The organism is Bacillus sp. AFS037270 (genome assembly GCF_002585305.1).
Genome location: NZ_NUNF01000038.1, coordinates 86,009 through 109,294 on the forward strand (window position 1 = coordinate 86,009; position 23,286 = coordinate 109,294).

Below are 23,286 nucleotides of genomic sequence, written 5' to 3' on the forward strand. Positions count from 1 at the left end.
CTCCTTTTGGTAAAATAGCTCCGGGAGATTACTTCACTTTAAAGCCATTTTTTGATATATTTATATTGGATAACCCTGACTATAAGTTACTAACAAGGCACTTTAATATGTTAAATCTATACATAAAATATAATTTACTTCTTAAATACCCCACTGCACTTGTTATTCGACATATTGTGCTTGACGTCCCTTGGCATGAACTTCAGCGATATAATCACAGACCCTCCAAGCATTAGCCATCATTGTTAGTGTAGGATTAACCCCTAAGGATGTAGGGAAACTACTTCCATCTAGTATGTAGAGGTTATCAACATCGTGTGCCTGGCACCACTTGTTCAAAACACTCTTAGATGGATCGTTACCCATTCTAGCAGTACCATGTTGGTGACAGGTATTACCGGTTAATTCATTTTCGGGAATTACCTTGATGGTCTTCGTCGCTCCAGCTGCCTCGAGGATTTCAACGTTTTTGTTTATCATCCACTTCGCCATGTCAATGTCGTTCGCGTGTGGTTTATATGTGATTCTCGCAACAGGTAAACCCCAGGCATCCTTGACATCGGGATCAAGGTCCACTTTGTTAGATTCTTGAGGCAGATCTTGAAGGATAATACCAATTTTCATTGAGTGGTTGTAGAAGTCGCGATCAGCATCCTTCATGGCTATCCCCCACTCTGGTCTGTCAGGACAAACCCAGTTTATAGGGTGTCCAACTTGTGAAGAAGAGGTAATACAACCGCCGATGTATCCCCTTTTCTCATCAGTCTCGTAGAACTGCATCGAGCCTGCGCTGATGTAGTGGCCAGCAAAACCGTGAAGAGGATCATGGAAATCCTTGTCAAAAATGCCTGTTGCGAACGCGTATTCATGGAATGTTGCGTACTTTCCAACCAGTCCACTGCTATTCGCCAAGCCGTCTGGGAATAAGTTAGACTTCGACATAAGTAACAACCTCGATGATTCTATAGCTCCAGGACATAAAATAACGATGTTAGCCTCCTGTTCAACCTCGTGACCATCTGAATCGATGTAGATTACTCCCTTAGCATGACCCTCTTTATTTACGGTTATCTCACGAATCATACAACCTGTTCGCAATTCGCAATTTCCTGTAGCTAAAGCTTCAGGTATAAAGCTAGTTAGCGTGCTTGAACGTGTGGTTCCCGGATCACCGTACTGATTCCAAAATCCCGTGAAGTTTGCTGGAGTTCTTCCCCGATATGGCTTCGAAATTGAAGCATGTGGAATAGGAAACGCATTTACCCCTAGCTTCTCAGCACCCTCGTAAAATTTCTTCCCAAACTTGGTAGGTGGCAAAGGCGGTGTAGGGTACCCTTTACTCCGTCTTGGTTCATACTTGTTTGCTTCTGCAAGTCCAGATACACCAAACTCCCACTCAACCTTAGTAAGATAGGGCTCAAGGTCATCATAAGTAATAGGCCAATCCGCCAGATCTGCACCTTCAACATCACCATGTAGAGTGTGCATCTGAAAGTCTTGTTCTAATGGACGAGGGACCCAACCTGCCCAGTGAACCGTACCACCGCCTACCATCTGCGGAGTAGGTGAAAACTGGAACGTCCTTGCTTTATCATTTTCATCAGCTCTAACGGTCCTTGGGCTAATCTTCGGGTCCGGCCAAAGATAGTTTCGGTTAAGATATTTAAGTTCATCACCCGAAAAGTTTTCTATCTTCATACGAGGACCTTTCTCTAACACGACGACCTTTAATCCTGCTTCTGAAAGCACTTTTGCGGTGGTTCCACCAGTGGCACCTGCCCCTACGATACACACATCGACCTGATCTGGCTTCTTAATATACGTCATATAGTTGTCTTCCCCTTTCTAGCGGGTTTCCTTCCGCAAAATGGATGGCTTTAACTATTTGTCCATCCATTTTGTGGAGTATATTTTTTTCTTTGTCAAATATTATATTAGGATCAATAGAATGATAGTTTTCTTTCAATACTATTAATCCCTCATAATAATTCGTCCGCACCGATTAAACTTCACTTGCTACAGACACACGTTCTAAGTATCCAACGATTTCACGGGCGAAGGCTGGTAAATCGACAGGTGTTCTGGCCGTAATTACGTTCCCATCACACACTACCTCAGCATCTACCCACTCGCCTCCAGCGTTAACTACATCATCGCGAATTGGCAGGTATCCCGTCGCTTTCCGCCCGCGTACTGCACCCGCAGAAACTAGCATCCATCCACCGTGGCAAATAGCTGCTGTTAGTTTTCCAGACTCGTATGCTCCTCTGACCAAATCAACCATTGATTTATGAAGTCGCATATGATCTGGGGCAAACCCACCAGGAACGATTACAGCGTCAAACTCATCAAAATTCACTTCATCTGCTGATTTGTCAGCATCCATTGGATAACCAAGCTTACTATGATAAGTTGATTTTGTTCCAGAGCCAACAACTACAACCGTTGCCCCCTCCTCTTGCAATCGATATACTGGATACCAGGCTTCCATTTCCTGATAATCGTCTTCGATGAGTAATGCGACTTTCTTACCTTGTAATTTCATTTCGATTTCTCCCTCCATTAATTCCTCTAGTAGTACAATCTATCAATCTTTTATATTAAGCTTGCTGTAAGTTCTTCTTTGCTGCTTCCACTCTTTCGAAAAGTTCGTAACTCGTAATAACGTCCCCGTAGTTCATTTGGATATTTCTTAAAAATTCCCAATGTTGTCCATATCCTAGTGGTGTATCATCAGTATGGAAGCTAGGTACTGCAGCCGCACAGTCTGCAAGCACGACTACCTTATAATTTTGATTCCATGCGTCGATTGTAGTCGTAATGACGCAGTTAGCAGTTGAGATACCAGCAATTACAAGAGTATCCGAGCCATTTTCTCTCATGAATTCCCCTAGTGCAGTACTTTGAAAGGCGCTGAAACGGCTTCTTCTTACAACCGGTTCTCCTTCCCTTGGTTCAAGCGTACCGGAAAAACTGTCCGTCTGAGGATTGCCCCAGCTTGCTGGTGACTCAGGCGTTCCACAGTTTAATGCTGGCCATTTTAAAGCACAGATTCCTTTGTCATGCCCATCAGGACGAAGTCCCCACTGTGAAAATACGATTTGGCTGCCTTCCTGACGGAAACGTTCAAGGACTTTTTCAACCGGTGCAATAACGTCTTGACCGCTAGGAGCGCCTCCCACACTTGGAATATATAACGCACCTTCCGGATCGTTACACATCGGCTGCATATCCAATACAAGCAGTGTTATTTTCTTCGGATCAATCTCCTTTGCAATCATGGAACTTCTATCAATTACCTTATCAATATTTTCGTATGTGAATTTTAAAGACATTTCGAATTCCTCCTCATATTTTTGAATTTTATTTTATTAGGTCATGACTGGCGGTTACATGTCCTTCACCCCCTTTAAAGAGCTCTGCTATTTCAAACTCTACTGCCTCCACATGGTCTTTAGCCGCCTTACGAGCTGCAGAAGGTTTACGAGCTAAGATGGCTTCGGTCAAAATTCGATGGCCCTCATTAGCCTTTTCTCTTCTCCCAGGAAGCTTGATCGTTCGTAAAGAATATTCAATCAGTACATCTTTAAGATTTTCCATTATATTGATAAAGATTTTGTTTTTAGTCGCTCTTGCTATTTCAATATGTAGAGCGACATCTAATTCAACAAAGGCTTCATCCGATAATCTATTATCTTTAAGTTGTTCTAGAATATGGATTAACCCATTGGCAGAACTGGTGGTAATTCTCTCTGCAGCTCGAAAAGCGGTTTCGCTTTCTAGGACAAGCCTTGCCTCAAACAATTCTGGCACTGTGGTTCCCTCTATCACCAGAAGGGATGCCAAGCTCGAACTAATGGTTTCCCGCCCGCTGCTAACAATGGTGCCTACACCATGAACTATACGAACAGACCCTTCAGCTTCAAGACTCTTAAGCGCTTCTCGTATAGAGCTCCGGCTAACACCGAACCGTTCCGCAAGCACTTTTTCTGGAGGCAGTTTATCCCCTACCTTATACTCTCCGCTTTGCAGTATCTCTTGAAGCTTAGCAGCTACATCAAGGGAAACTTTTGATCTTTTAATAGGTTGAATGTATGATGCCATATCACACCTCCTTTATTTTCTGTCGTTTTTATTTTGGCAATTTAGATAATATTAAGAAAATTATCATTAAAAAAATTTAAGTGTTTTAATGTATTCGCTTTCAAAATATTCTCTAACTCTTAAATCTTTCAATAATCAATAAGTAGGTAGCAGTAGTAGATAATGTGATGTAGGTTCTCTGTTGCAGGCAATTTGCTGTAGATGATCTGTGGTGATGTTTCGTTGTCGGTTATCTGTTGTCTGTTGTCTGTTGTAGGTTGTCTGATATCTAATAACAGATTAACCCAGGATGGATGGGTCTGTCAACGAAAAAAATAAAAAAATCTAAATATTTTGTAAATTAATATTTTAGAATTATTTAATGTCTAGTAATAAAAATTGGAAAATCTGAAATAGTGCAATTTTCCCCATTTAAAATTGTTTTTTTAGTATCCTAATATCATGGGTAATTTGATAGTTAGTGAAAATTCCTTGTCTCATATGTTACTTACATGATAACTATCAAACAATTAACAATATTGAGTTAATTACTCAGCTATCTTGCGGTCTTTAAAGATCTTAGTATTTTTGCTAAATATTTCACTAAACTCGATTGAATTTTTTGAAAGTCACTTTTAATGAATTGAACATAAAAAAACCGGGCATAGCCCGGTCCTTTTTGCTTAGCGAAGTTTGTACTCTTGCCTTAACATTTTGCTAGACATTTCATTCTAACTAGCCGTCATGACTGGTAGTCACACATTTTCTCTCTTAAAGAGATCAATTATTTCTAATTCTACCGCTTCCACATGTGCTCTAGCAGCCTTACGTGCTGCTGAAGGTTTACCAGCTAAGATCGCTTCGACCAAAATCCGATGACCCTCATTCGCCCTTTCTCTTCGTCCAGAAAGCTTGATCGTTCGCAATGAATATTCAATCAATACATCCTTAAGATTTTCCATTATACTGATGAAAATTTTGTTTTTTGTCGCTTTTGCAATTTCAATATGGAGAGCGACATCTAATTCAACATAGGCTTCATCTGATAATGTATTGTCATCGAGTTGTTCTAGAATTCTCCTTAATTCATTCGCGGAAGAAGGAGTGACTCTCTCAGCAGCCCGAAACGCAATTTCACTTTCTAAAACCAGTCTTGCCTCGAACAATTCTGGTACTGTGGTACCCTCTATGACAAGAAGCGATGCCAAACTCGAATTAATTGTTTCCCTGCCACTACTACTAGTTACAAATGATCCTACACCATGTACTACACGAACAAATCCTTCAGCTTCAAGACTCTTCATTGCTTCTCGTATGGAGCTCCGGCTGACACCAAAGCGTTCAGAAAGCACTTTTTCCGTAGGAAGTTTATCCCCTACCTTATACTCTCCACCTTGCAGCATCTCCTGAAGCTTGGCTGCGACGGCGAGGGAAACTTTTGTTCTTTTTATAGGTTGAATAGATGTATCCATTATGACACCTCCAAAATTTTCTATCGTTGTAATTCCTTTTTCACACAACAATTTAGGTAATTTAATAACAAATAATTAAAAGTTTAAAGTGATTTTAAAATTTCTCTTTTAATCTTGTTAACGTTAAAAGTTAGATGTCTGTTGTAGGTTGTCTGATATCTAATAACAGACTAAAACACGAAAAACGATCTGTCAAAGAAAAAATTAATAATTCGAAAATATTTAACAACTAAAATTTTGAATTATTATATGATTTGCTGAGGACAAAAAATGTATCTTTCACTTACTGTTTATCATTTAATTAGAATTGAATTTAATATGGAGGTGATTATTTGACTTTGAATTGATGAATTAAGGGATATGTTGATATTATTTTTATCAGTGTATTCTATTTCTGGGGGACAAAGATTATTTATTTTCACAGAAAAAAAGGATAAATAAGACACTTAACAGCGTTCATCTATCCTTTATTTTCTTATATTTATTTTGGCATTTGCTTGAATCTCCAGATTTTCTATCTATTTCATAGCATTCTCGCCTGAAAAAACAACTGACCTTGGTTTAATGCCGAGGTCAGTTGTTACACATTTGCTTCGTAACCGTTTTATTTAAGCCCACCACATATCCGTTAACTGCTCTTTAAACAGGATGTCCTTTAGTAGAGAGATAGCTTTACTTAGCCCCTCATCGTTGGATGCAAGCATGTCTTCATGTTCAATCGAAAGAACATAATCATATCCGACAGAACGGAGTGCACTAACCATATCCTTCCACACTTTTCCATCATGTCCATACCCTACTGAACGGAATGACCATGAACGCTCAAGGATATCGCTATAATGTTTTGTATCTAGGACACCATTAATTTTGATATTGGCTTGATCTAAATAAGTATCCTTTGCATGGAAATGGAAGATGGCATTTTCCCGGCCTAATTTCTTAATTGCTTCAACAGGATCTATTCCCTGCCAAACAAGGTGGCTAGGGTCGAAATTGGCGCCTATATTTTCCCCAGCGTATTCTCTTAATTTTAATAGTGTTTCAGGATTATAGACTATAAAGCCTGGATGCATTTCAAAAGCTACATTTAAACCATGTGACTTGGCATATTGAGCTTCTTCCTTCCAGTATGGAATAACCACTTGGTTCCATTGATAATTCAGCACATCCAAATATTCAGGCGGCCATGAACATGTAACCCAGTTTGGATTTTTAGCACCCGCATGGTCACCAGGGCAGCCAGAAAAACCATTCACAACCGGTACCCCTAAACGTTCCGCCAACAAAACCGTTTTTCTCCAAACCTCATGAGATCCGTTAGCAAACTTTTTATCGGGATGCAGCGGATTTCCGTGGCAGCTTAAACCACTAATCGTTAACCCTCTGCTTTCTATTGCCTGTAAGAAACCTCTGGCTTTTTCCGGTGACTCCAATAATTCATCCGGATTGCAGTGATGGTTCCCGGGATAATTCCCTGTCCCCAATTCCACTGCTTCTACACCCATCTCAGCTAATTTATCGAGCATGGCTTCGAACGGAAGATTTTGATATAAGACCGTGAAAACTCCTAGCTTCATATAAGTACCTCCTTACCAGCTTGAACCTTCACCCATTTCTGCTGCTGGTTACTTTCCAAGATAGCATCGGTAATACACATGGAAATGTGGCCATCTTCAAATGTAGCAAAATTAGGTTTGTCTGTTTTCAAGCTCTTGCCATCACGAACAAATGAATAGAAATTCAACATCATATTTTTCAATGCATCCGGCCAGCCTTCATTATGGCCGCCAGGGTGGTGGATTGCAGACCTTGCTTCTGGAGTAAACAGGGAAGGATCTGCTAGCAGAATCTCATTTGCCCGATCCCTGTGTCCGATCCATAGCTTTTCTGGCTCCTCTTGATTCCAGAAAACAGAGCTTTGACTGCCATTGATTTCAAAGCTTAATCTATTTTTCCGTCCAGCACTTACCTGGGATACCGTAAATACTCCTCTGGACCCATCTTCAAAACGGACAAGAACGGAAGCATAATCTTCTGTATTGATTGAAACATCTTCATACTCTTGTTCCTCTATATTCTGTGCACTAAACGTAGCAATTGTATTTTTGGCTTTCTTTCTGACAGGAACAACCGTTGCTAAATCAGCGAAAACTTCCACAATTCGCTTTCCTGTTACATATTGTACTGTATCGCACCAATGGGAGCCAATATCGGCAACTGCTCGAGATTTCCCGCCTACTTCTGGGGCGAGACGCCAGTTGAAATCTGTTTCAAACAATAACCAATCTTGCAGATAGCTTCCATGAACCAAGTTCACTTTTCCAAGGTCACCGTTTACAACCATTGCGTGTAAGTTTTGTACACTGGCATGCTGTCTGTAATTAAAGTTCACCCCATGGACAACACCGTGTTTTTCTGCTAGTTCTAGTAATTCTGCCGATTCTTCACTATTCATCGCCAGCGGTTTTTCAGAGATGACATGCTTACCTGCCAAAATAATCTCTTTATTAATGGCAAAATGCAGGTGATTTGGCGTGCAATTGTGCACGACATGGATATCGCGGTCTTGTAGCATTTCACGATAATTGCCATAGGCTTTTGGAATCCCGAGTTCGGCAGCTTTTTTTTCTGCTGCTTCCTGACTGGTTTCCGCTAATGCAACTACTTCTACAAATCCCAGTCTTCTGATCGCCTCAATGTGGGTTGGTCCAATAAAACCTGTTCCGATGATTCCAACCTTTATCTTTTCCATTTATTGTGTGATCTCCTCTCGCTTTTCAGCTGCCAGTACATCTTCGATATAAACCTTTTCTCCTGTTTTTGTTGACTGAACAGCTCCTAAAACCATGGCCAAGCTATTCAAATTATCTCTTCCAGATGTTTCAGGTTCTCTGTTTTCATGAATGGATTCAGCAAACTCTTGTAAGCTTGCCAAGCGCTCTTCCAACTGTAAATCTACTAAATCTACTTCTAATTTTCCATTTTTTTCAACTGCACCTTGCATAAATACAGATTTAAAGACGTCATGAGGTGTTACTGTGACCTCATTATTGGCCCAAAAAATTTCTCCTTCTTCACCTTGTATGCGCCAATCTCCATCCCAGGTTGTTTCCCATCCACGTGAAACCCAGCTTCCTGTATAAGAAACGACTGCACCGTTAGACATTTCAAAAACCACTGAAGCAACCGCATTTCCCTTAAACGAGCTCCATGTAGGATTCCATGAATGCGCTTTTACGGAAACGGGCTCAAGACCAAGAATTCCTCTAATTTGATCAAAATGGTGAATAGCCATGTCAATAATCAAAGGTTCGTCCATTTCAGTTCTAAATCCTGTAAAATCAGGTGATTTTTGAAAGTTAATATAAACGCTCCCCAACTCACCAATCACATTTTGTTCAATTACCTTTTTGACTGTTTGAGGTGCTCTTTTAAAACGGTAATTTTGGCTAACCATAATATTACATCCGCTGCGCTCTGCTGCTTCTACGATTTTCTTGCAATCTTCCAAAGTACCCGCTAAAGGTTTTTCTACTATACAATGAAGTCCATGTTCAAATGCCTCCAAGGCGATATTTGCATGATAATCAGGCGGAACCAGGATTAATACGGCATCTGCCTCAACTTCTTTAACGGCTTCTGATAAACTATTAAATGCTGTGTTCGGGTTAATTTGATAATACTGACATGCTTTATTCAACAGTTCCTGATTAATATCGACCACCGCGGCCAATTCCCAATGAGGTGAGTCCAATACCACTTGAGTCCAGCTCCATCCCCAGCCGCCAAGACCAACTTGAATAATACGTAATGAATTTGTCATAATTTCCTCCTAAAAATGTTATTTTTTAATTGAAAAGGGTGATAAATTATCACCCTTTTCTTTATCATTTTTTAAATTTATTCCCCCAAAGATTTGGATCGTCTGCATTTTCTTTTGTGACTAAAGTTGGTGGAGTGTATTGCATTTTTGGAACTTCTTTTCCATTAAGATGATCGACAGCCGTTTTAACAGCTAACGCACCCATTTCAAATGGATCCTGATTAATAGTGGCATCTTGTTCACCATTTTTAATTCGTTTCAATGCCTGCGGAGTTCCGTCAACACCTACAAGCACAATATGTCCTTTTTCGCCTACCTTGCTGGTTTTAGAAATTTGTCTTAGACCGCTTAGAACTCCGCGCTGCATATCATCGTTATGAGTAAAGATGGCGTTGATCTTTGGATTTGCTGTTAAAGAATCAGCTGTAATGCCTTGAGATTTTTCTGCAGACCATTCAGCATTTTTTGTAGAAAGTTTAAAATCTGAAGACTGTCCCATTCCTTTATCAAAACCGCCGCCTCTTAAAATCGCGTGATAGGTTCCTGGTGCACCCGTCAGTTCTAATACAGAACCTTTTCCTAATGTATCCATAATGTATTTAGCGGCCATTTTTCCTGCTTCTTCATTGTTAAAAGCTATACTGCTCACAACATCAGCGCCCTTTGAAACAACAGCATCTACCGTAACGACAGGAATACCAGCTTGATTTGCTTTTTTGACACCTGGAACCAATTCATCAGAGTTGGCAGGTGATAAAATGATTAAGTCAACTTTCTTTGCAATATTGTCTTCAATTTGTCTTAACTGGGTTTGACTGCTTGATTGGCCATCAAGTACTTCAACATCAACGCCCTGTTTTTTTGCTTCCGCTCTAATTCCCTGGTCTAACGCAACCATAAATTCAAAACCACGGCTCCACAATAATACGGCAATTTTCTTTTTCCCATCATTTTTTTCACTAGAAGCAGCTGTTTTTTCAGAACCGCTTGATGATTGATTATTAGAGCTGCAACCTACCAACAGACTAAACATTAAAGCGAATAATAGAAGACCTTTAACAAATTTCAATTAAAACACCCCTTTAATGTGAATAATTTTTCCCATCCTCTGTGTTTAAGCACTTTTTAAAAACTTTCGACGATAGACATCCAGCAATGCTGCTACCAAGATCACGCTGCCTTGAACAAGTGAATCCCAAGCAGGCGGAACGGAAAGCAGGTTGATCGCATTTGATACCAATGAGATTAAAATGACACCCAGAATGGTTCCTAATATATTTCCTTGGCCGCCGAAAAGACTAGTTCCTCCAATAACAACGGCTGCAATAACGGTTAATTCAAGACCTGTTCCAGCAGTAGGACCCACTGATTCCAAACGAGCGGATAATAGTAGTCCCCCAATTGCAGCTGTTACACCAGATATCACATATGTTAAGGTAATAATGGTCTTGGTCCGGACTCCTGAAAGTCGTGCAGCCAATTCATTCCCTCCGCTTGCATATACCGATCTTCCAAATACCGTATTTTTCAAAATAATATGGGCTATAATTGCGAATACCGCTACCAGAAGGATTAAATATGGAATCGAGAAAAGACTTCCTGTAGCTAAAGAAACAAAGCTATCTGGAACCGGATCGATATTCGCGCTGTTTGTATAAATTAGCACGATCCCTCTGGCAATACCCATCGTACCCAGTGTGACAATTAATGGAGATAATTGTAATTTTGTAATAAATAGTCCATTGATCAATCCAAACACTGCCCCAATTAATACCATGATGAAAACGCCTACAATTACTGGTACACCATTATAAACAATTAAACCTAAACCAAGGGCAGAAGATACCGCCATTATGGCCCCCACCGATAAATCAATACCGCCTGTTATAATGACAAACGTTACTCCTAGAGCTAATGTGACAAGAATCGTCGACTGCATTAATAAATTAATAAGGTTCGTTTTTGTAAGAAAAACGGGTGACATAAAGCTGAGTACAATACCGAAGGCAACAATGACAATTAAAAGTCCAAGACTTCCTAAATACTGTTTAAGTTTTTTTCGTCCCTGTGTTTTGTCCTTCGAAGATACCAATTCAATCTTTCTATTAACTTGCGTCTGCTCCTGTTGCAAACTTAATCACCTCTTCCTTCGTAATCTTGTCATCTTTAAGTTCTGCAACATTTCTTCCTTCTCTCATAACGATAATTCTATCGCTTAATGCTAATAGTTCCATAAGATCAGAAGAAATAATAATTATTGCTAAGCCCTGCGCAACAAGATTTTCAATCATGGCTTGGATTTCTGCTCTTGCCCCTACATCCACTCCACGGGTTGGTTCATCAAGAAGTAGAATTTTCGGATGAGTGGCCAGCCAACGAGCCAAAACAACCTTCTGCTGGTTTCCTCCACTTAAGGAATTTACAGCCGTTTCCAGACTTGGTGTCTTAATTCGAAGTTGTTCTTTATAGCTTTGAACAATTTCCTTTTCACGGTTTTGATCGATAAAGCCAAATCTCTTAATATTATTTAAGATAGATATGGTGGCATTATCCTTCACACTGGCATTTAACACTAAGCCCTGTGTCTTTCGATCTTCGGTAACAAAACCGATACCATGTTTGATGGCATCCTGCGGGCTTTTGATATTCACCTTTTGCCCCTTGATGATGACCTCACCTGTATCAATCGGATCGACACCGAACAAACATCTAAATATTTCTGTCCTTCCCGCTCCGACAAGCCCGCCTACACCTAGGATTTCACCTTCATGTAAGTCAAAGGATATATTTTCAATTGCACCTTTACGCGTTAAATTCCGTACTTCAAGCACTTTTTTGCCATGAACCGGCTTTCTTGTTCGTTCCAGGGAAACATCTCTTCCTACCATTAATCGAACAATATTGTTTGGAGTAATTTCTTTTTTCGTTGCGGATTGAACTAATTTCCCGTCTCTAAATACGGTGATCATGTCCGCCAGTTCAAATACTTCTTCTAAACGATGGGAAACATACATAATGGCCATGCCTTTATCCCGCAAATTTTTAACGATTTGCATCAGACGCTGTGTTTCGGATTCGGAAAGAGAAGCAGTTGGCTCATCCAAAATTAGCACTCGTGTTTCCCTTGAAAGAGAACGGGCAATTTCTACTAACTGTTGTTCACCAGTAGATAAGGTAGACACAATCGCATTTGGATCAATATTCGCTCCCAGCATTTTCAATGCCTCTTCTGCCCGTTTCTCTACGTCCTTCCAATTGACCATTTTCCGGCTATTTTTCGGCCAATGTCCCAATGAAATATTTTCAGCAACCGTTAAATGCGGAACGAGAAGTAATTCCTGATGGATAACCGCAATTCCATGATTTTGGGAATCTCTCGGATTGGAAAAAGCAACAGGCTCATTATCGATGACAATTTCACCACCTTGGTCCGGCTTATAAAAGCCGGCCAAGATTTTAATAATGGTTGATTTTCCTGCCCCGTTTTCTCCTACTAAACATTGAACTTGCCCGCCATAAATGGTAAAGCTCACATCGGTTAAGGCTTTCACCCCTGAAAACGATTTACTGATGTTTCTCAGCTGCAGGGTATTAATCATACTAATACAGCCTTTTTGAGAAATTGTAATCCTTCTTCACCCAGAGAGTCTTGAGAAGGTGCTAACGGTCTCCATTGTGAAACAGCGCGGGCGATTTCTTTGATTTCAGTTGTAAATGATTCAATAACAACCGGTCCATCATAGGATATTTCTTTCAATGCCTGGAATACCTCATTCCATGGAATATGTCCTGTTCCTGGCGTACCTCTGTCATTTTCACATGAATGGAAATTGAAAATTTTGCTGCCAGCCAGTTTAATCGCTTCTGCAATATCTTTTTCTTCAAGATTCATATGGAATGTATCCAATAAAAATCCAACATTATCACAATCCACTAAATCCAAAAAGTCTAAGCCTTGCTGAACTGTATTAATAAAATCGGTTTCAAATCTATTTAAAATTTCAACTGCTAATCTAATATTCTTTTCAGCTGCATAATCGGCAACTATTTTCATGTTTTCTGCTGCCCAAGCCCATTGTTGTTCTTTTTCCTCAGGTGTAAGTAAGCGCGTTTTGCCTGTAGCAGAATACATTGGTCCGGACACTAATGGTGAACCGAGTTCGGCGGCAATATCGATACAAGTTTTAATATATTCAATGCCTTGTTCACGTATCGCCACATCCTCAGAGCTGATGTCCCGGTTTGGTCCAAATGCCCCGCACACTAACGCTTCAACACCCGTTTTATCTAAATGATTACGAATTGCAGCAACATCAATGGTTTCTGGGTCTTCAATACAAATTTCAAGATAATCAAATCCAATATTCTTTACTTTATCAATTAAATTCAAGGTTTGGTTGGAAAAGGGAGAGACCCAAATAAACGTACTAGCACCAAATTTCATTCTTCTTCCTCTCCTTCTTATTTTGTGTTTGCGAAAAGGGATTTTTCTAGTGATTTAATATGATCAATTGATTTTTTTGTATAGTCATCGAAGAATTCTAATCCGCCGCCTTTTTTCATAACTCCAAACGGATCAGCAGCAGCCGGTAAAATTTCAAAAGTGATATGTCCTTTGTAATCAATATCCTTTAATGCTTGTAAGGCCGGAACAAAATCAATTTGGCCAAGTCCAGGTGCCTTACGATTGCTATCAGCAAAATGAATGTGGATTAATGCATCTCCGCTTTTACGAATCGCTTCTGCAATATTATCTTCCTCAATATTCATGTGGAATAGATCGCCCATGATTCCCACGTTTGGAAGGTTTACTTCTTTCCACATATCCATTGCTTGATCTAATCGATTCAGCATGTACGTTTCATAGCGGTTCCACGCTTCGATACAAAGGTTAACATTTAATTTGGCTGCATATTCTGCGCCTTCACGAATGCCTTCAATCGCCCATTTCACTTCATCATCAAAATCAGTTAGTGATGCCGTTTTACCATTTGCCGTTGGGGCTACGATCATGACTGGACATTCTACTTCAGCCGACATATCTGCTACTCGTTTAACATAATCAATTGCCTGTCTGCGTTTATTTGGATCCGGATGAGCTAGGTCTCTTTCTGCATTATAAATCGAGCAAATGGAACCAACAGTGATTCCGTAATCGCTTACAAGATTGCGTACTCTTTTTGTATCATAAGCATCTGGCTCGCCTACCAATTCAATAGCGTCATAACCGAACTTTGCTACGCGCTCAATACTTTTCTCAACATCTTCTCCAAAGTAAACTAGTGAATCAAAACTGTACTTAAACATGCCAAATCCCCCTAGAAATTTTTTAATATAAATCTTTTAAAAGCAGCTAGTAAACAACTTATAGAGTATGAAATACTGTTGTTTATCAACTGGTTTGTAAGATTTCTTGTCTCTAATGTTACTTTGATTCATGCTTTCAAACAATTAACAATATTGAGTCAAAAGTTCACAATCTTGCGGTTGTTAAAATATTTTGTATTTTCAATCTTTATTTCTGTACTAATAGCAAAAAAAGATCATAAGCCGCCTGATGCAGGAGGCTGTATGATCTTAAATTAGTAAATTATGAAGATGTCTTCACACATGGGCTCACTCCATTCATATGGTGAATGATATCTTCTTCAGTGATATTGTCATTCTTAAGGTTAGCAACTATTCTTCCCCTGTACATAACCAAAATGCGGTTACAAAGCCCAAGCAGTTCCGTTGTATCCGAGGAGATAACGATAACTCCTTTTCCTTCTTGTGCCAGCTCATGGATTTTAAGATAGATTTCCGTCCTGCTGCCAATATCCATACCTGTGGTCGGTTCATCTAAAATATATAGATCACTTTCCGTGATAAGCCATCTGCCCAGCATCACTTTTTGTTGATTTCCGCCGCTTAAATATTGAATATTTTGATCAATATGATCCACCTTGATATTAAGATCAATCACTTTTTCAAGGGTCTGATCCGCCTCAATATTCCGATTAACCAATTTTAAAATGTTTTGCGTTTCCAAACTGGCAATAGTCATGTTATTGGCTACACTCATATTCATAAATAATCCTGATGTTAAGCGATCGTCATTAACATAGCCAAATCGGTTATGGACAGCATGAATGGGATGTTTAAAATTGACTTCATTATTTTTCCAGTAGATACTTCCGCTATCTTTTTTACTTTGTCCAAAAATAACCTTTGCAAGTTCAGTTTTCCCCGAACCTGCTAAACCTGCAATTCCAATAATCTCACCTTCATGAAGGATGAGATTGACATCTTCTACATAAGGTTTTTGGGTTACATGCTCAACCCGCAATAATTCCTTACCTGTTGTTGTAATCATTGGAGGATAATAATGTTTTAGATTGTAACCCAGCATTAGATTGGTCATTTCTTTCAACGTGATATCTTTAACTCGATGGGTTGCCACATGCTTTCCATCGCGAATAATCGTCACCTTGTCACATATTTCGTGAATTTCGTTTAATCGATGAGTAATAAAGACGATGCCAACACCTTGATCTTTATATTTTTTGATAATCCTAAAAAGGTTTTCTCTTTCCTGCTCCGTTAAATTTGCTGTCGGTTCATCCATAAATAGAATTTTCGATTTTTGAACAATCGCTTTTGCGATCGATATTAAATAATGCTGTCGTACTGGGATATTGCTTACTTTTTCTTTCGGATTGATGCTGACACCAAGCTCGTCGAGAATTCTTTTGGCTTCTATTTTCATTTTTCTATGATTCACAAAAAATTTAAATTTTTTTGGCTGGTTCCCAAGAAAAATATTTTCCGCCACACTCATGCCCTGGACCAAATTAGGGATTTGATGAATAACAGAAATGCCTTTGCGCTGTGCGCTCTGAGGACAATCAAAGTGAAATTTTTTGTCATTCACTTCGATCACTCCGCAATCCGGTTTAAACACCCCTGATGCAATGTTTATTAGAGTGGATTTTCCCGCTCCATTCCCACCAATTAGAGCATGAATTTCACCGGCTTTTAATTCTAGGCTCATATTATTTAAGACTTTATTATCAAAAAAGGATTTGCTGATATGATTTAGTTTTAATAGCATCCTCCCACCACTTCCTTAAAACAACTCAAAGATTTTCCTCTAGTTTAGAATACAAATTCTCCCTTGTAAAATTAATTTAATTGTTAGAAAACTATAGATTCTTGTGGGATATTGCTATAGTTATTGAATTTATTAACTTATTTTTCAATAATATTACTAAATTTTATCACATTTTTGACAAGTTCTATTATAACCCCTTTTAAGGGAAAATGCAGAGGAGGTACTATGGAAAAATTACCAGCATTACTACAAACTCCGCATTTAACCTCGGTCGTTGAACTCAGCCAAGTCCGGAAGCAAAAATGTAATGCATTACATAGGCATGAGTCTGCCGAAATTCTGTTTATCCAGGATGGCACAGCAAACGTTAACGTAAATGGTCAAATATTTACTGTCAATAGAGGTGACCTTGTCCTTATTAATCCTAATATGGAGCATGATGCCCTTTCTTGTGTTGATAGCAGTTTGAAAGGATTCTCCTTAACCTTTTCAGGTTTACATTTATCACTGCTTCCAGAGGGATTTATGATAGCTTCGGATGAAAAGCCGGTATTGAACGTTCAAGAGCAGCATATCACTATTCAAAAATACATAGAGGATATTTATGAGGAATTTAAAAATAATGATCCTGGTTCTCAAGAGATCATTTCCTCGCTCTTAAAAACCCTAATCATCAAAATCCTGCGTATTTTGTTCACGACAGATTCTAGTCAAAATGCCACTATTTCGGAAAAAGTAAAAAAATATATTTCTGAAAATTACAACCGTGACGTTTCTCTTAATGAATTAGCCAGCGTAGTTTTTGTAAACCCTTACCATTTGTCCCACACGTTTAAAGAGGAAATGGGGATCGCCCCTATTCAATATCTTATTACCTATCGAATTGAGGTAGCAAAAACCTTGCTGTTAAGCACAAATTCGCCGATAAGTGAAATCGCTTCCAAAGTAGGTTATCCGAATGCCAATTATTTTAACTTATTGTTCAAAAAGTACACCGGTTATTCTCCAGGTAAATTTAGAAAAAAATCATCCTAGCGAACTACTACTGTTTTTAAAATAAAGGGAAGGCTGCCACTAATATTCAAGTGGCCGCCTCTTTTGGGTGATGCAGACTAAATCCCTACCATGATTTTAATGACATCTTTATTGTATAAAGCTTCATTTATTCCCTCGATGATTTGCTCCAAGGCAATGGTTTTGGTAATGATCTCATGAGGGTTAAAGAGGCCATTTTTAATTAGTTGTATCGCCTGCTGCCAAGTTCCATAGCTACCTGCATATGAACCCACAATGGTAAGCTCTTTACTAAAAATATCAAAAGGCTTTATATCGATAGCAGCATCTGCCGGCGCAGCTCCATACGCGATTAAGGTTCCACCGCGTCTGACCATTTCAAATGCCTGTCTATAAGTATACGAGGATCCCACCGCCTCAAATACAAAATCAGCCCCTCTTCCTTCTGTTAGCTCCTTTACGGCCTCAATGGGGTTTTCTTGGCCGGCATGGATGACATGGTCTACACCTATTGCTTTAGCCTTTTCAATCCGGCTTTGATTGAGCTCGGTGAGGATGACTTGCGCGGCCCCATTTAATTTTGCCAGCTTTCCTAAGGCCAAACCCATAGGGCCTGCACCAATGATCGCTACCGAGCTGCCTATGGTCATCCTGGCCCGCTCTAAACCGTGAATGGCACAAGCAAGCGGTTCTATATAAGCCGCTTTTTCCCAATCCATTTCATCTGGCAAAGTATAGATATTTCCTTGCGGTACCTTTACATACTCTGCAAAGGCACCGTCCACATGAACACCGATTTGCTTAATAGATTCACATAGTAACTTCTGACCAACACGGCAAAAATAACAATGATTACAACTTATATTTATATCCGCGGTAACTTTGGCCCCAATAGCAACAGATTTCACCTGTTTTCCTACATTTACGATTTCTCCCGAAAACTCGTGACCCATAATAAGGGGAAACGGAGCTGGGAAGTGGCCCTTAAAAATATGAGGATCAGTCCCGCAAATACCGCATTTTTTCACCCTAATTATAACCTCATCTTCCGAAATTTCCGGGATAGGGACTTCTTCCAAACTTAATTCTTCCTTCTTATGAAGGACAGCTGCCAACATCCTTTGACTCAAATCAATCACCCGCCATAATTTCTCATAACCAGTTACTGTTAATTTCTTTCTATAGTAATCTTATTAAAATTTAAATTATAAGAAAATTAAGTATATTGATGTATTTATATACTATATTGGGGATTTATGTGTTTTTTATAGTCATTTGACACCAAAAGAGGCTTCTCGAGTGAGAAGCCTTTTTAAAATGTTATTCTACTGTTATGGCGTTTATTACATGACGACCAACAAACATACTGGGTTCTAACGATTGAGATGCCTCCCGTTTTGAACTAATTTCACTTTTTCTGTATTTACCTGGTGGAGTCCCTGTCACCTTTTTAAAAAGTAGATTAAAATAATTTGGATTTTCGTATCCAATCATAGCAGCAATTTCTTTTACAGACAGATTAGAATGCTTCAGCAACCGTTTTGCCTCTTCTATGCGACACTGAATCAAATAATGTATAGGAGGCATCCCCACTTCCTCTTTAAAAATATGCGCTAAATGGTAGGGGCTTACATAAACTAGATTGGCTAAATGGTTTAAAGTCAGCTCTTGTCTGAAATTCTCTTCTATATATTTTTTTACATCAAAGCATATTGAAGAAACGGATTGGTGATCTGAATTTTTCAGGAGGCGAGTAATTTTAATAATAGCTGCTTGCAATATGGAAGAAATGACATCTTGGTATCCAGCATGTTGGGTACGATATTCCCTTAATATAATATTTAAATAGTTATTTATCTCCATTTTTTCTTCTTGTAAATGAATAATAGGAAAATTATTTGAATTTGTGAACCAACCCTTATCATTACCATTGATATGCAGATTTGACATATTTAAATATATCGCTTTAAAAGATTCATCCGTGTATGGTTTTCTTTCGATAGGACTAAACGGATGAAGAATAATAAGATCTCCCCCTTGCACGATAAATGGTTTGTTTTCAAAAACAAATTCTACACACCCCTCTTGAATATAGATAATCTCTGTAAAATGAGAATCAGAATGTTTTTTATCCCCATTGGTTTTTTTTTCATTTATTTCTTTAATCGTAATTAACCGGGGAGTATTTAAAAGAATTGCAGAGTATTCCATGCCCTTGCCGTATGCCTCCTTTCATTATAAATAACACTAAGTAGTCCTTTTTGACCAAAGGTAGACTTTGACTGCTTTTTAATAAATAAGGAGTTTTTCTTAAAAAAAGAGGCTCTAAAAATTGAGCCTCTTTTTTTTTCAGCTGTTGTTATTTTGCTGCACCTTGAATAGATTTTGGTGCCTCTTGGTGGTAAACAAGTTTCCATGCACCTAATACATTTTCTTTCGTTACATTTAAAGCGGGAACGGCTACATAAGCAGGTGCTTCTTTACCAAGTATAGAATAACCGGCTAAAATTGCTTCTGAAATCCCCTGGTCATATGGCAGCTGGGCACCTAGACCTTTAATCAAACCATTTGATGCAATGTCTAAAGCTACGTTTGTCCCTAAATCAATGGTCGTAATGACAAAATCTTTCTTTCCTGCAGTACGGGCTGCTGCTAATGCACCTTCAGCTGGAACGTCCCAAACGACAAACATTCCATCAAGGTCACGATTTTTGGTAAGCATACCTGATGCTACTTTTTCCCCATCGTTAGGGCCAATGATTCCGCCGCGTTCAACGATTTTGATTTTCGGATATTTTTCTTTGATTGTTTTTTCAAAGGCTTCTGTACGCTGTTTGGTCACAAAGTAATCAGCATCATGATAGATTACGCCGATCTTCCCTTTTCCACCAAGCTGTTTCGCCATGATTTCAGCTGCTTGAACACCATTGCCATAGTTGTCTGCAGATACAACGCTCACATAATCCTTGCCGGCTTCTAATCCTTTTGGTTTATTATCCATGAACACGACTTTGACTCCTGCATCTGCCGCTTTCTTAAAAGCGGATGCAGTTGAAACAGGGTCTACTGGTATCCCCACGATAATATCCGGCTTTTTAGCTAAAACTGTTTCGATGTCGGATACTTGTTTTTCAGCCTTAAACTGGGCATCAGTAACAGCTACGACTTTAATTCCCATCTTTGCAAAAGTTGCTTTTAAGCCATTGATTTGTGCTGTTGCCCAGTCATTACCAGCATAGTGCATAACAATCGCCGCTTTGTATTTGCCTTCTTTAATCTTTTGTACTTCTTCTTCCGTAAGCTTCAACGTTTTTGCAGAAACGGCCGCTTCCCCACTTGGACCTTTACTTAAAATCTCTTGGTCAGGGATATCTTGGTTTATCGTTATTGGACCTGAAACTACTGCCGTTTCTTCTGTTTTAGTGCTCTCTGTCTCTTTGCTTCCGCTGCTAGTTGTGCTGCTTTCCTTCCCGCACCCGACAAGTGCGATACTAGTAATAAATAGAATCATAGTGATAATAGACAGTAACTTTTTCATGATTAGCCCCCTATTGAGCATCGAATTTTTTTAACACTTTGATTAAAATATCGAATTTTACTTGTTGTTATGTATCACATCCTCTCTCTGAGTGTAATCGATTACATTTTTTTATTAATTAAAAATTATTTTTTACTGTTTTTCTTTAGGTGATCATGTTTTCTATTAAAAAGGTTTTAAGTATTTGAATAGATTTACTGGGCGAACCAGTTGCAATTAAACGCCTGCATCCGCCCCGATTATATTTTTTTCAATTAGGTTATTACTTACATCCAATTCCTTTTAACTTTTCTGTCAAGTAATCAATGGATGTTTTTGCATACCAATCAGGATCTGCTTTTCTAGTACCAAATCCAATTTCCATTGAGAGGTAGCCCTTGTAATCGATTTCCTTTAATGCTTTTAATACGGAATCCCAATTTACCGTTCCTTGTCCAGGCGGTAAACGATCGTCATCCGAAATATGAACATGATGCAACTTATCTTTCATTTTATAAACATAATCACTCGGTACTTCATTACGATATAGGGCATGGAACGTATCAAACATCACTTTCACATTGGATTCACCTGATTCTTCTGCCAACTGCAGGGCATCATCTGCCGATTCAATTAAATTACAATCAGCAGCTTGAGGTTCAACTACTAATGTGATTCCAAGGTCTTTCGCATATTTTGCCACATCTTGCAAACCTTCGCGGCTATACTTCCATGCTTCTTGTTTGTTCATACCAAAACCAAACCAGCCGGCAAGCCACATCACAGTTGGGCATTCCCAGTCATGCGCTAAACGAATGACTTCCTTATAATGATTGATCGTAAATTCACGCTCTTCTTTCAAAGCTGAACTTGGATTCACTCCAGGTCCTCCTCCAGGTGCGGGAAGCATAGCAGCTACATTAAGATTATTTCTTTTTAAATGCTGAAGAATTTCCTTACGTCTTTGTGTGGATAGATAATCAGGCCATGCATGCGGACTCGCACAACCTATTTCAATTCCATCATATCCAAATGCAGCAATTCGACTAATCACTTCTTCCAATGGATAAAAGGGCAACATGGATGGAAAAGAATTATAAACCCAAGTATTAAATGAAAGTTTCATTTTTTGATCCTCCTCAAAAATTAAGTCATAAAGCAAATTTTTGTTATTCAATGTGATTATTCCCAAACAAACACAGCTTTTTCTGTCTTTCTTTCGTCAAACAAACGGAAAGCTGTTTCCGCTTCTTCCAATTTAAATTGGTGAGTAACCAACTTTTCTACAGGCAGATTCTTTCTAACAATAAACTCCGCAATTTCATCAAATTCTTGAATTGGGAAGTACCAAGAACCCATTACAGAAATCTGTTTTCGAATTAATTGCGCACTTGGTTTGATTGTCGTCTCTTTACTTTCCCCGATAAAAGCGACACGTCCATGTGCTCTCACGCAATCTAATGCATCATTCTCACCGTAAGGGCTTCCGGAACAATCAATCGCAGCATCTGCACCAAGACCCTTTGTAATACGAGCGATTTCTTCTTGAACATTCATTGTTTTACCATTGATGGTATAATCCGCACCCAATTCCTTCGCAAGCTCCAAGCGCTCATCAAGCATATCAACAGCAATAACGGTTGCGCCTAATCCTTTGGCGATCATCACACCCGCACCGCCCATAGGACCCATTCCAAAAATAACGAGATAATCTCTACCGGAAATTCCTAATCTCTTTTGTGCGTGATAAAGGGTTCCAACAGCGTCGGTTGAAACAGCGGCCGTTACGAAACTCATGCTATCTGGCAATCTCATACAGTTTTCAGCTGGAACGACCATGTACTCTGCGTCACCACCGTGAGAGTCAAAGCCGATACATTTAAACTCTTTGCAGAACATTTTGTAGCCGCTCTTACAATGTGCACATTCACCACAGCCAAGAGCTAAGTAAACAGCAACTCTGTCACCCGCTTTGTAATTGGAAACGCCAGCTCCTACTTCCGTGATAACTCCTGCAGGTTCATGCCCTGGTACCGTGCATCCGCATTTTGTTCCTTCAAAAACGGAAGTTCCATAATATAAGCTCATATCGCTTCGGCAGATCGCTGATGCTTTTAACTGAACTAATACTTCCCCTTGGCCAGGCGTTGGAATTTCAACCTGGCGAATCTCTACCTTTTTATCTCCTGGAAAAAATACAGCATTCATTATTGTCATTGTACTGCCTCCAATCATTCATCATTAATTTTGAAAAACAATTATCCTATCATATTTCCTTGAAATG

At 39.2% G+C, this 23,286-nt stretch carries 20 protein-coding genes; 1 reads left to right on the plus strand and 19 read right to left on the minus strand.

What is annotated here, in order from left to right:
• Positions 1–162 precede the first annotated feature (162 nt).
• From COD92_RS19125 to COD92_RS19190, 14 genes are all read right to left on the minus strand, one after another.
• Positions 163–1,827 (minus strand): GMC family oxidoreductase, encoded by a 1,665-nt coding sequence (locus COD92_RS19125; RefSeq protein WP_098532428.1) that lies wholly within the window; start codon positions 1,825–1,827, stop codon positions 163–165.
• A 175-nt stretch (positions 1,828–2,002) separates the two neighbouring features.
• Positions 2,003–2,545: a type 1 glutamine amidotransferase domain-containing protein gene (locus COD92_RS19130; RefSeq protein ID WP_098532433.1), complete on the minus strand. Its 543-nt coding sequence runs from the start codon at positions 2,543–2,545 to the stop codon at positions 2,003–2,005.
• Positions 2,546–2,600: 55 nt separating this feature from the next.
• Positions 2,601–3,335: a cysteine hydrolase family protein gene (locus tag COD92_RS19135; protein WP_098996469.1), complete on the minus strand. Its 735-nt coding sequence runs from the start codon at positions 3,333–3,335 to the stop codon at positions 2,601–2,603.
• 28 nt (positions 3,336–3,363) lie between these two features.
• Positions 3,364–4,104 carry a FadR/GntR family transcriptional regulator gene (locus COD92_RS19140; protein WP_098530965.1) on the minus strand — a complete coding sequence of 247 codons (741 nt, stop codon included), beginning with the start codon at positions 4,102–4,104 and terminating at the stop codon, positions 3,364–3,366.
• 734 nt (positions 4,105–4,838) lie between these two features.
• Entirely contained in the window at positions 4,839–5,555 is a 717-nt protein-coding gene (locus COD92_RS19145) for a FadR/GntR family transcriptional regulator (RefSeq protein ID WP_098530964.1), read from the minus strand.
• 608 nt (positions 5,556–6,163) lie between these two features.
• A complete protein-coding gene (locus tag COD92_RS19150; protein ID WP_098530963.1) occupies positions 6,164–7,132 on the minus strand; it encodes a sugar phosphate isomerase/epimerase family protein in 969 nt (322 codons plus the stop codon).
• Entirely contained in the window at positions 7,129–8,307 is a 1,179-nt protein-coding gene (locus COD92_RS19155; protein WP_098530962.1) for a Gfo/Idh/MocA family protein, read from the minus strand. Before COD92_RS19155 ends, COD92_RS19150 begins: the two co-directional genes overlap by 4 nt.
• Positions 8,308–9,378 (minus strand): Gfo/Idh/MocA family protein, encoded by a 1,071-nt coding sequence (locus COD92_RS19160; protein ID WP_098996470.1) that lies wholly within the window; start codon positions 9,376–9,378, stop codon positions 8,308–8,310. It lies immediately after the preceding gene.
• Positions 9,379–9,442: 64 nt separating this feature from the next.
• On the minus strand, positions 9,443–10,447 hold the full coding sequence (locus COD92_RS19165) for a sugar ABC transporter substrate-binding protein (RefSeq protein ID WP_098530960.1): 1,005 nt from the start codon (positions 10,445–10,447) through the stop codon (positions 9,443–9,445).
• 45 nt (positions 10,448–10,492) lie between these two features.
• Positions 10,493–11,509 carry an ABC transporter permease gene (locus COD92_RS19170; RefSeq protein WP_098530959.1) on the minus strand — a complete coding sequence of 339 codons (1,017 nt, stop codon included), beginning with the start codon at positions 11,507–11,509 and terminating at the stop codon, positions 10,493–10,495.
• Positions 11,484–12,977, minus strand: a complete 1,494-nt coding sequence (locus COD92_RS19175; protein ID WP_098996471.1) for a sugar ABC transporter ATP-binding protein — start codon at positions 12,975–12,977, stop codon at positions 11,484–11,486. The genes COD92_RS19170 and COD92_RS19175 overlap by 26 nt, the downstream gene beginning before the upstream one ends.
• Positions 12,974–13,822, minus strand: a complete 849-nt coding sequence (locus COD92_RS19180) for a sugar phosphate isomerase/epimerase family protein (RefSeq protein ID WP_098530957.1) — start codon at positions 13,820–13,822, stop codon at positions 12,974–12,976. The genes COD92_RS19175 and COD92_RS19180 overlap by 4 nt, the downstream gene beginning before the upstream one ends.
• A 17-nt stretch (positions 13,823–13,839) precedes the next feature.
• Positions 13,840–14,685 carry a sugar phosphate isomerase/epimerase family protein gene (locus COD92_RS19185; protein ID WP_098530956.1) on the minus strand — a complete coding sequence of 282 codons (846 nt, stop codon included), beginning with the start codon at positions 14,683–14,685 and terminating at the stop codon, positions 13,840–13,842.
• Positions 14,686–14,968: 283 nt separating this feature from the next.
• Entirely contained in the window at positions 14,969–16,471 is a 1,503-nt protein-coding gene (locus COD92_RS19190) for a sugar ABC transporter ATP-binding protein (RefSeq protein ID WP_098530955.1), read from the minus strand.
• Positions 16,472–16,696: 225 nt separating this feature from the next.
• On the opposite strand from COD92_RS19190, the gene COD92_RS19195 reads away from it, so the two are divergent.
• Positions 16,697–17,506: an AraC family transcriptional regulator gene (locus COD92_RS19195; RefSeq protein WP_098530954.1), complete on the plus strand. Its 810-nt coding sequence runs from the start codon at positions 16,697–16,699 to the stop codon at positions 17,504–17,506.
• 77 nt (positions 17,507–17,583) lie between these two features.
• Here the strand turns inward: COD92_RS19195 and COD92_RS19200 are convergent, their stop codons facing one another.
• The 5 genes from COD92_RS19200 to COD92_RS19220 form a co-directional block, all read right to left on the minus strand.
• The gene (locus COD92_RS19200; protein ID WP_141561125.1) at positions 17,584–18,615 is read right to left on the minus strand and encodes a zinc-dependent alcohol dehydrogenase; all 1,032 of its coding nucleotides are present in this window, start codon (positions 18,613–18,615) and stop codon (positions 17,584–17,586) included.
• A 190-nt stretch (positions 18,616–18,805) separates the two neighbouring features.
• Positions 18,806–19,696 carry an AraC family transcriptional regulator gene (locus COD92_RS19205; RefSeq protein WP_098996472.1) on the minus strand — a complete coding sequence of 297 codons (891 nt, stop codon included), beginning with the start codon at positions 19,694–19,696 and terminating at the stop codon, positions 18,806–18,808.
• A gap of 148 nt (positions 19,697–19,844) precedes the next feature.
• On the minus strand, positions 19,845–21,023 hold the full coding sequence (locus COD92_RS19210) for a substrate-binding domain-containing protein (protein WP_098530951.1): 1,179 nt from the start codon (positions 21,021–21,023) through the stop codon (positions 19,845–19,847).
• Between the two features lie 262 nt (positions 21,024–21,285).
• Entirely contained in the window at positions 21,286–22,128 is an 843-nt protein-coding gene (locus COD92_RS19215; protein WP_026565962.1) for a sugar phosphate isomerase/epimerase family protein, read from the minus strand.
• Between the two features lie 56 nt (positions 22,129–22,184).
• A complete protein-coding gene (locus COD92_RS19220) occupies positions 22,185–23,219 on the minus strand; it encodes a zinc-dependent alcohol dehydrogenase family protein (RefSeq protein ID WP_098996473.1) in 1,035 nt (344 codons plus the stop codon).
• Positions 23,220–23,286 lie beyond the last annotated feature (67 nt).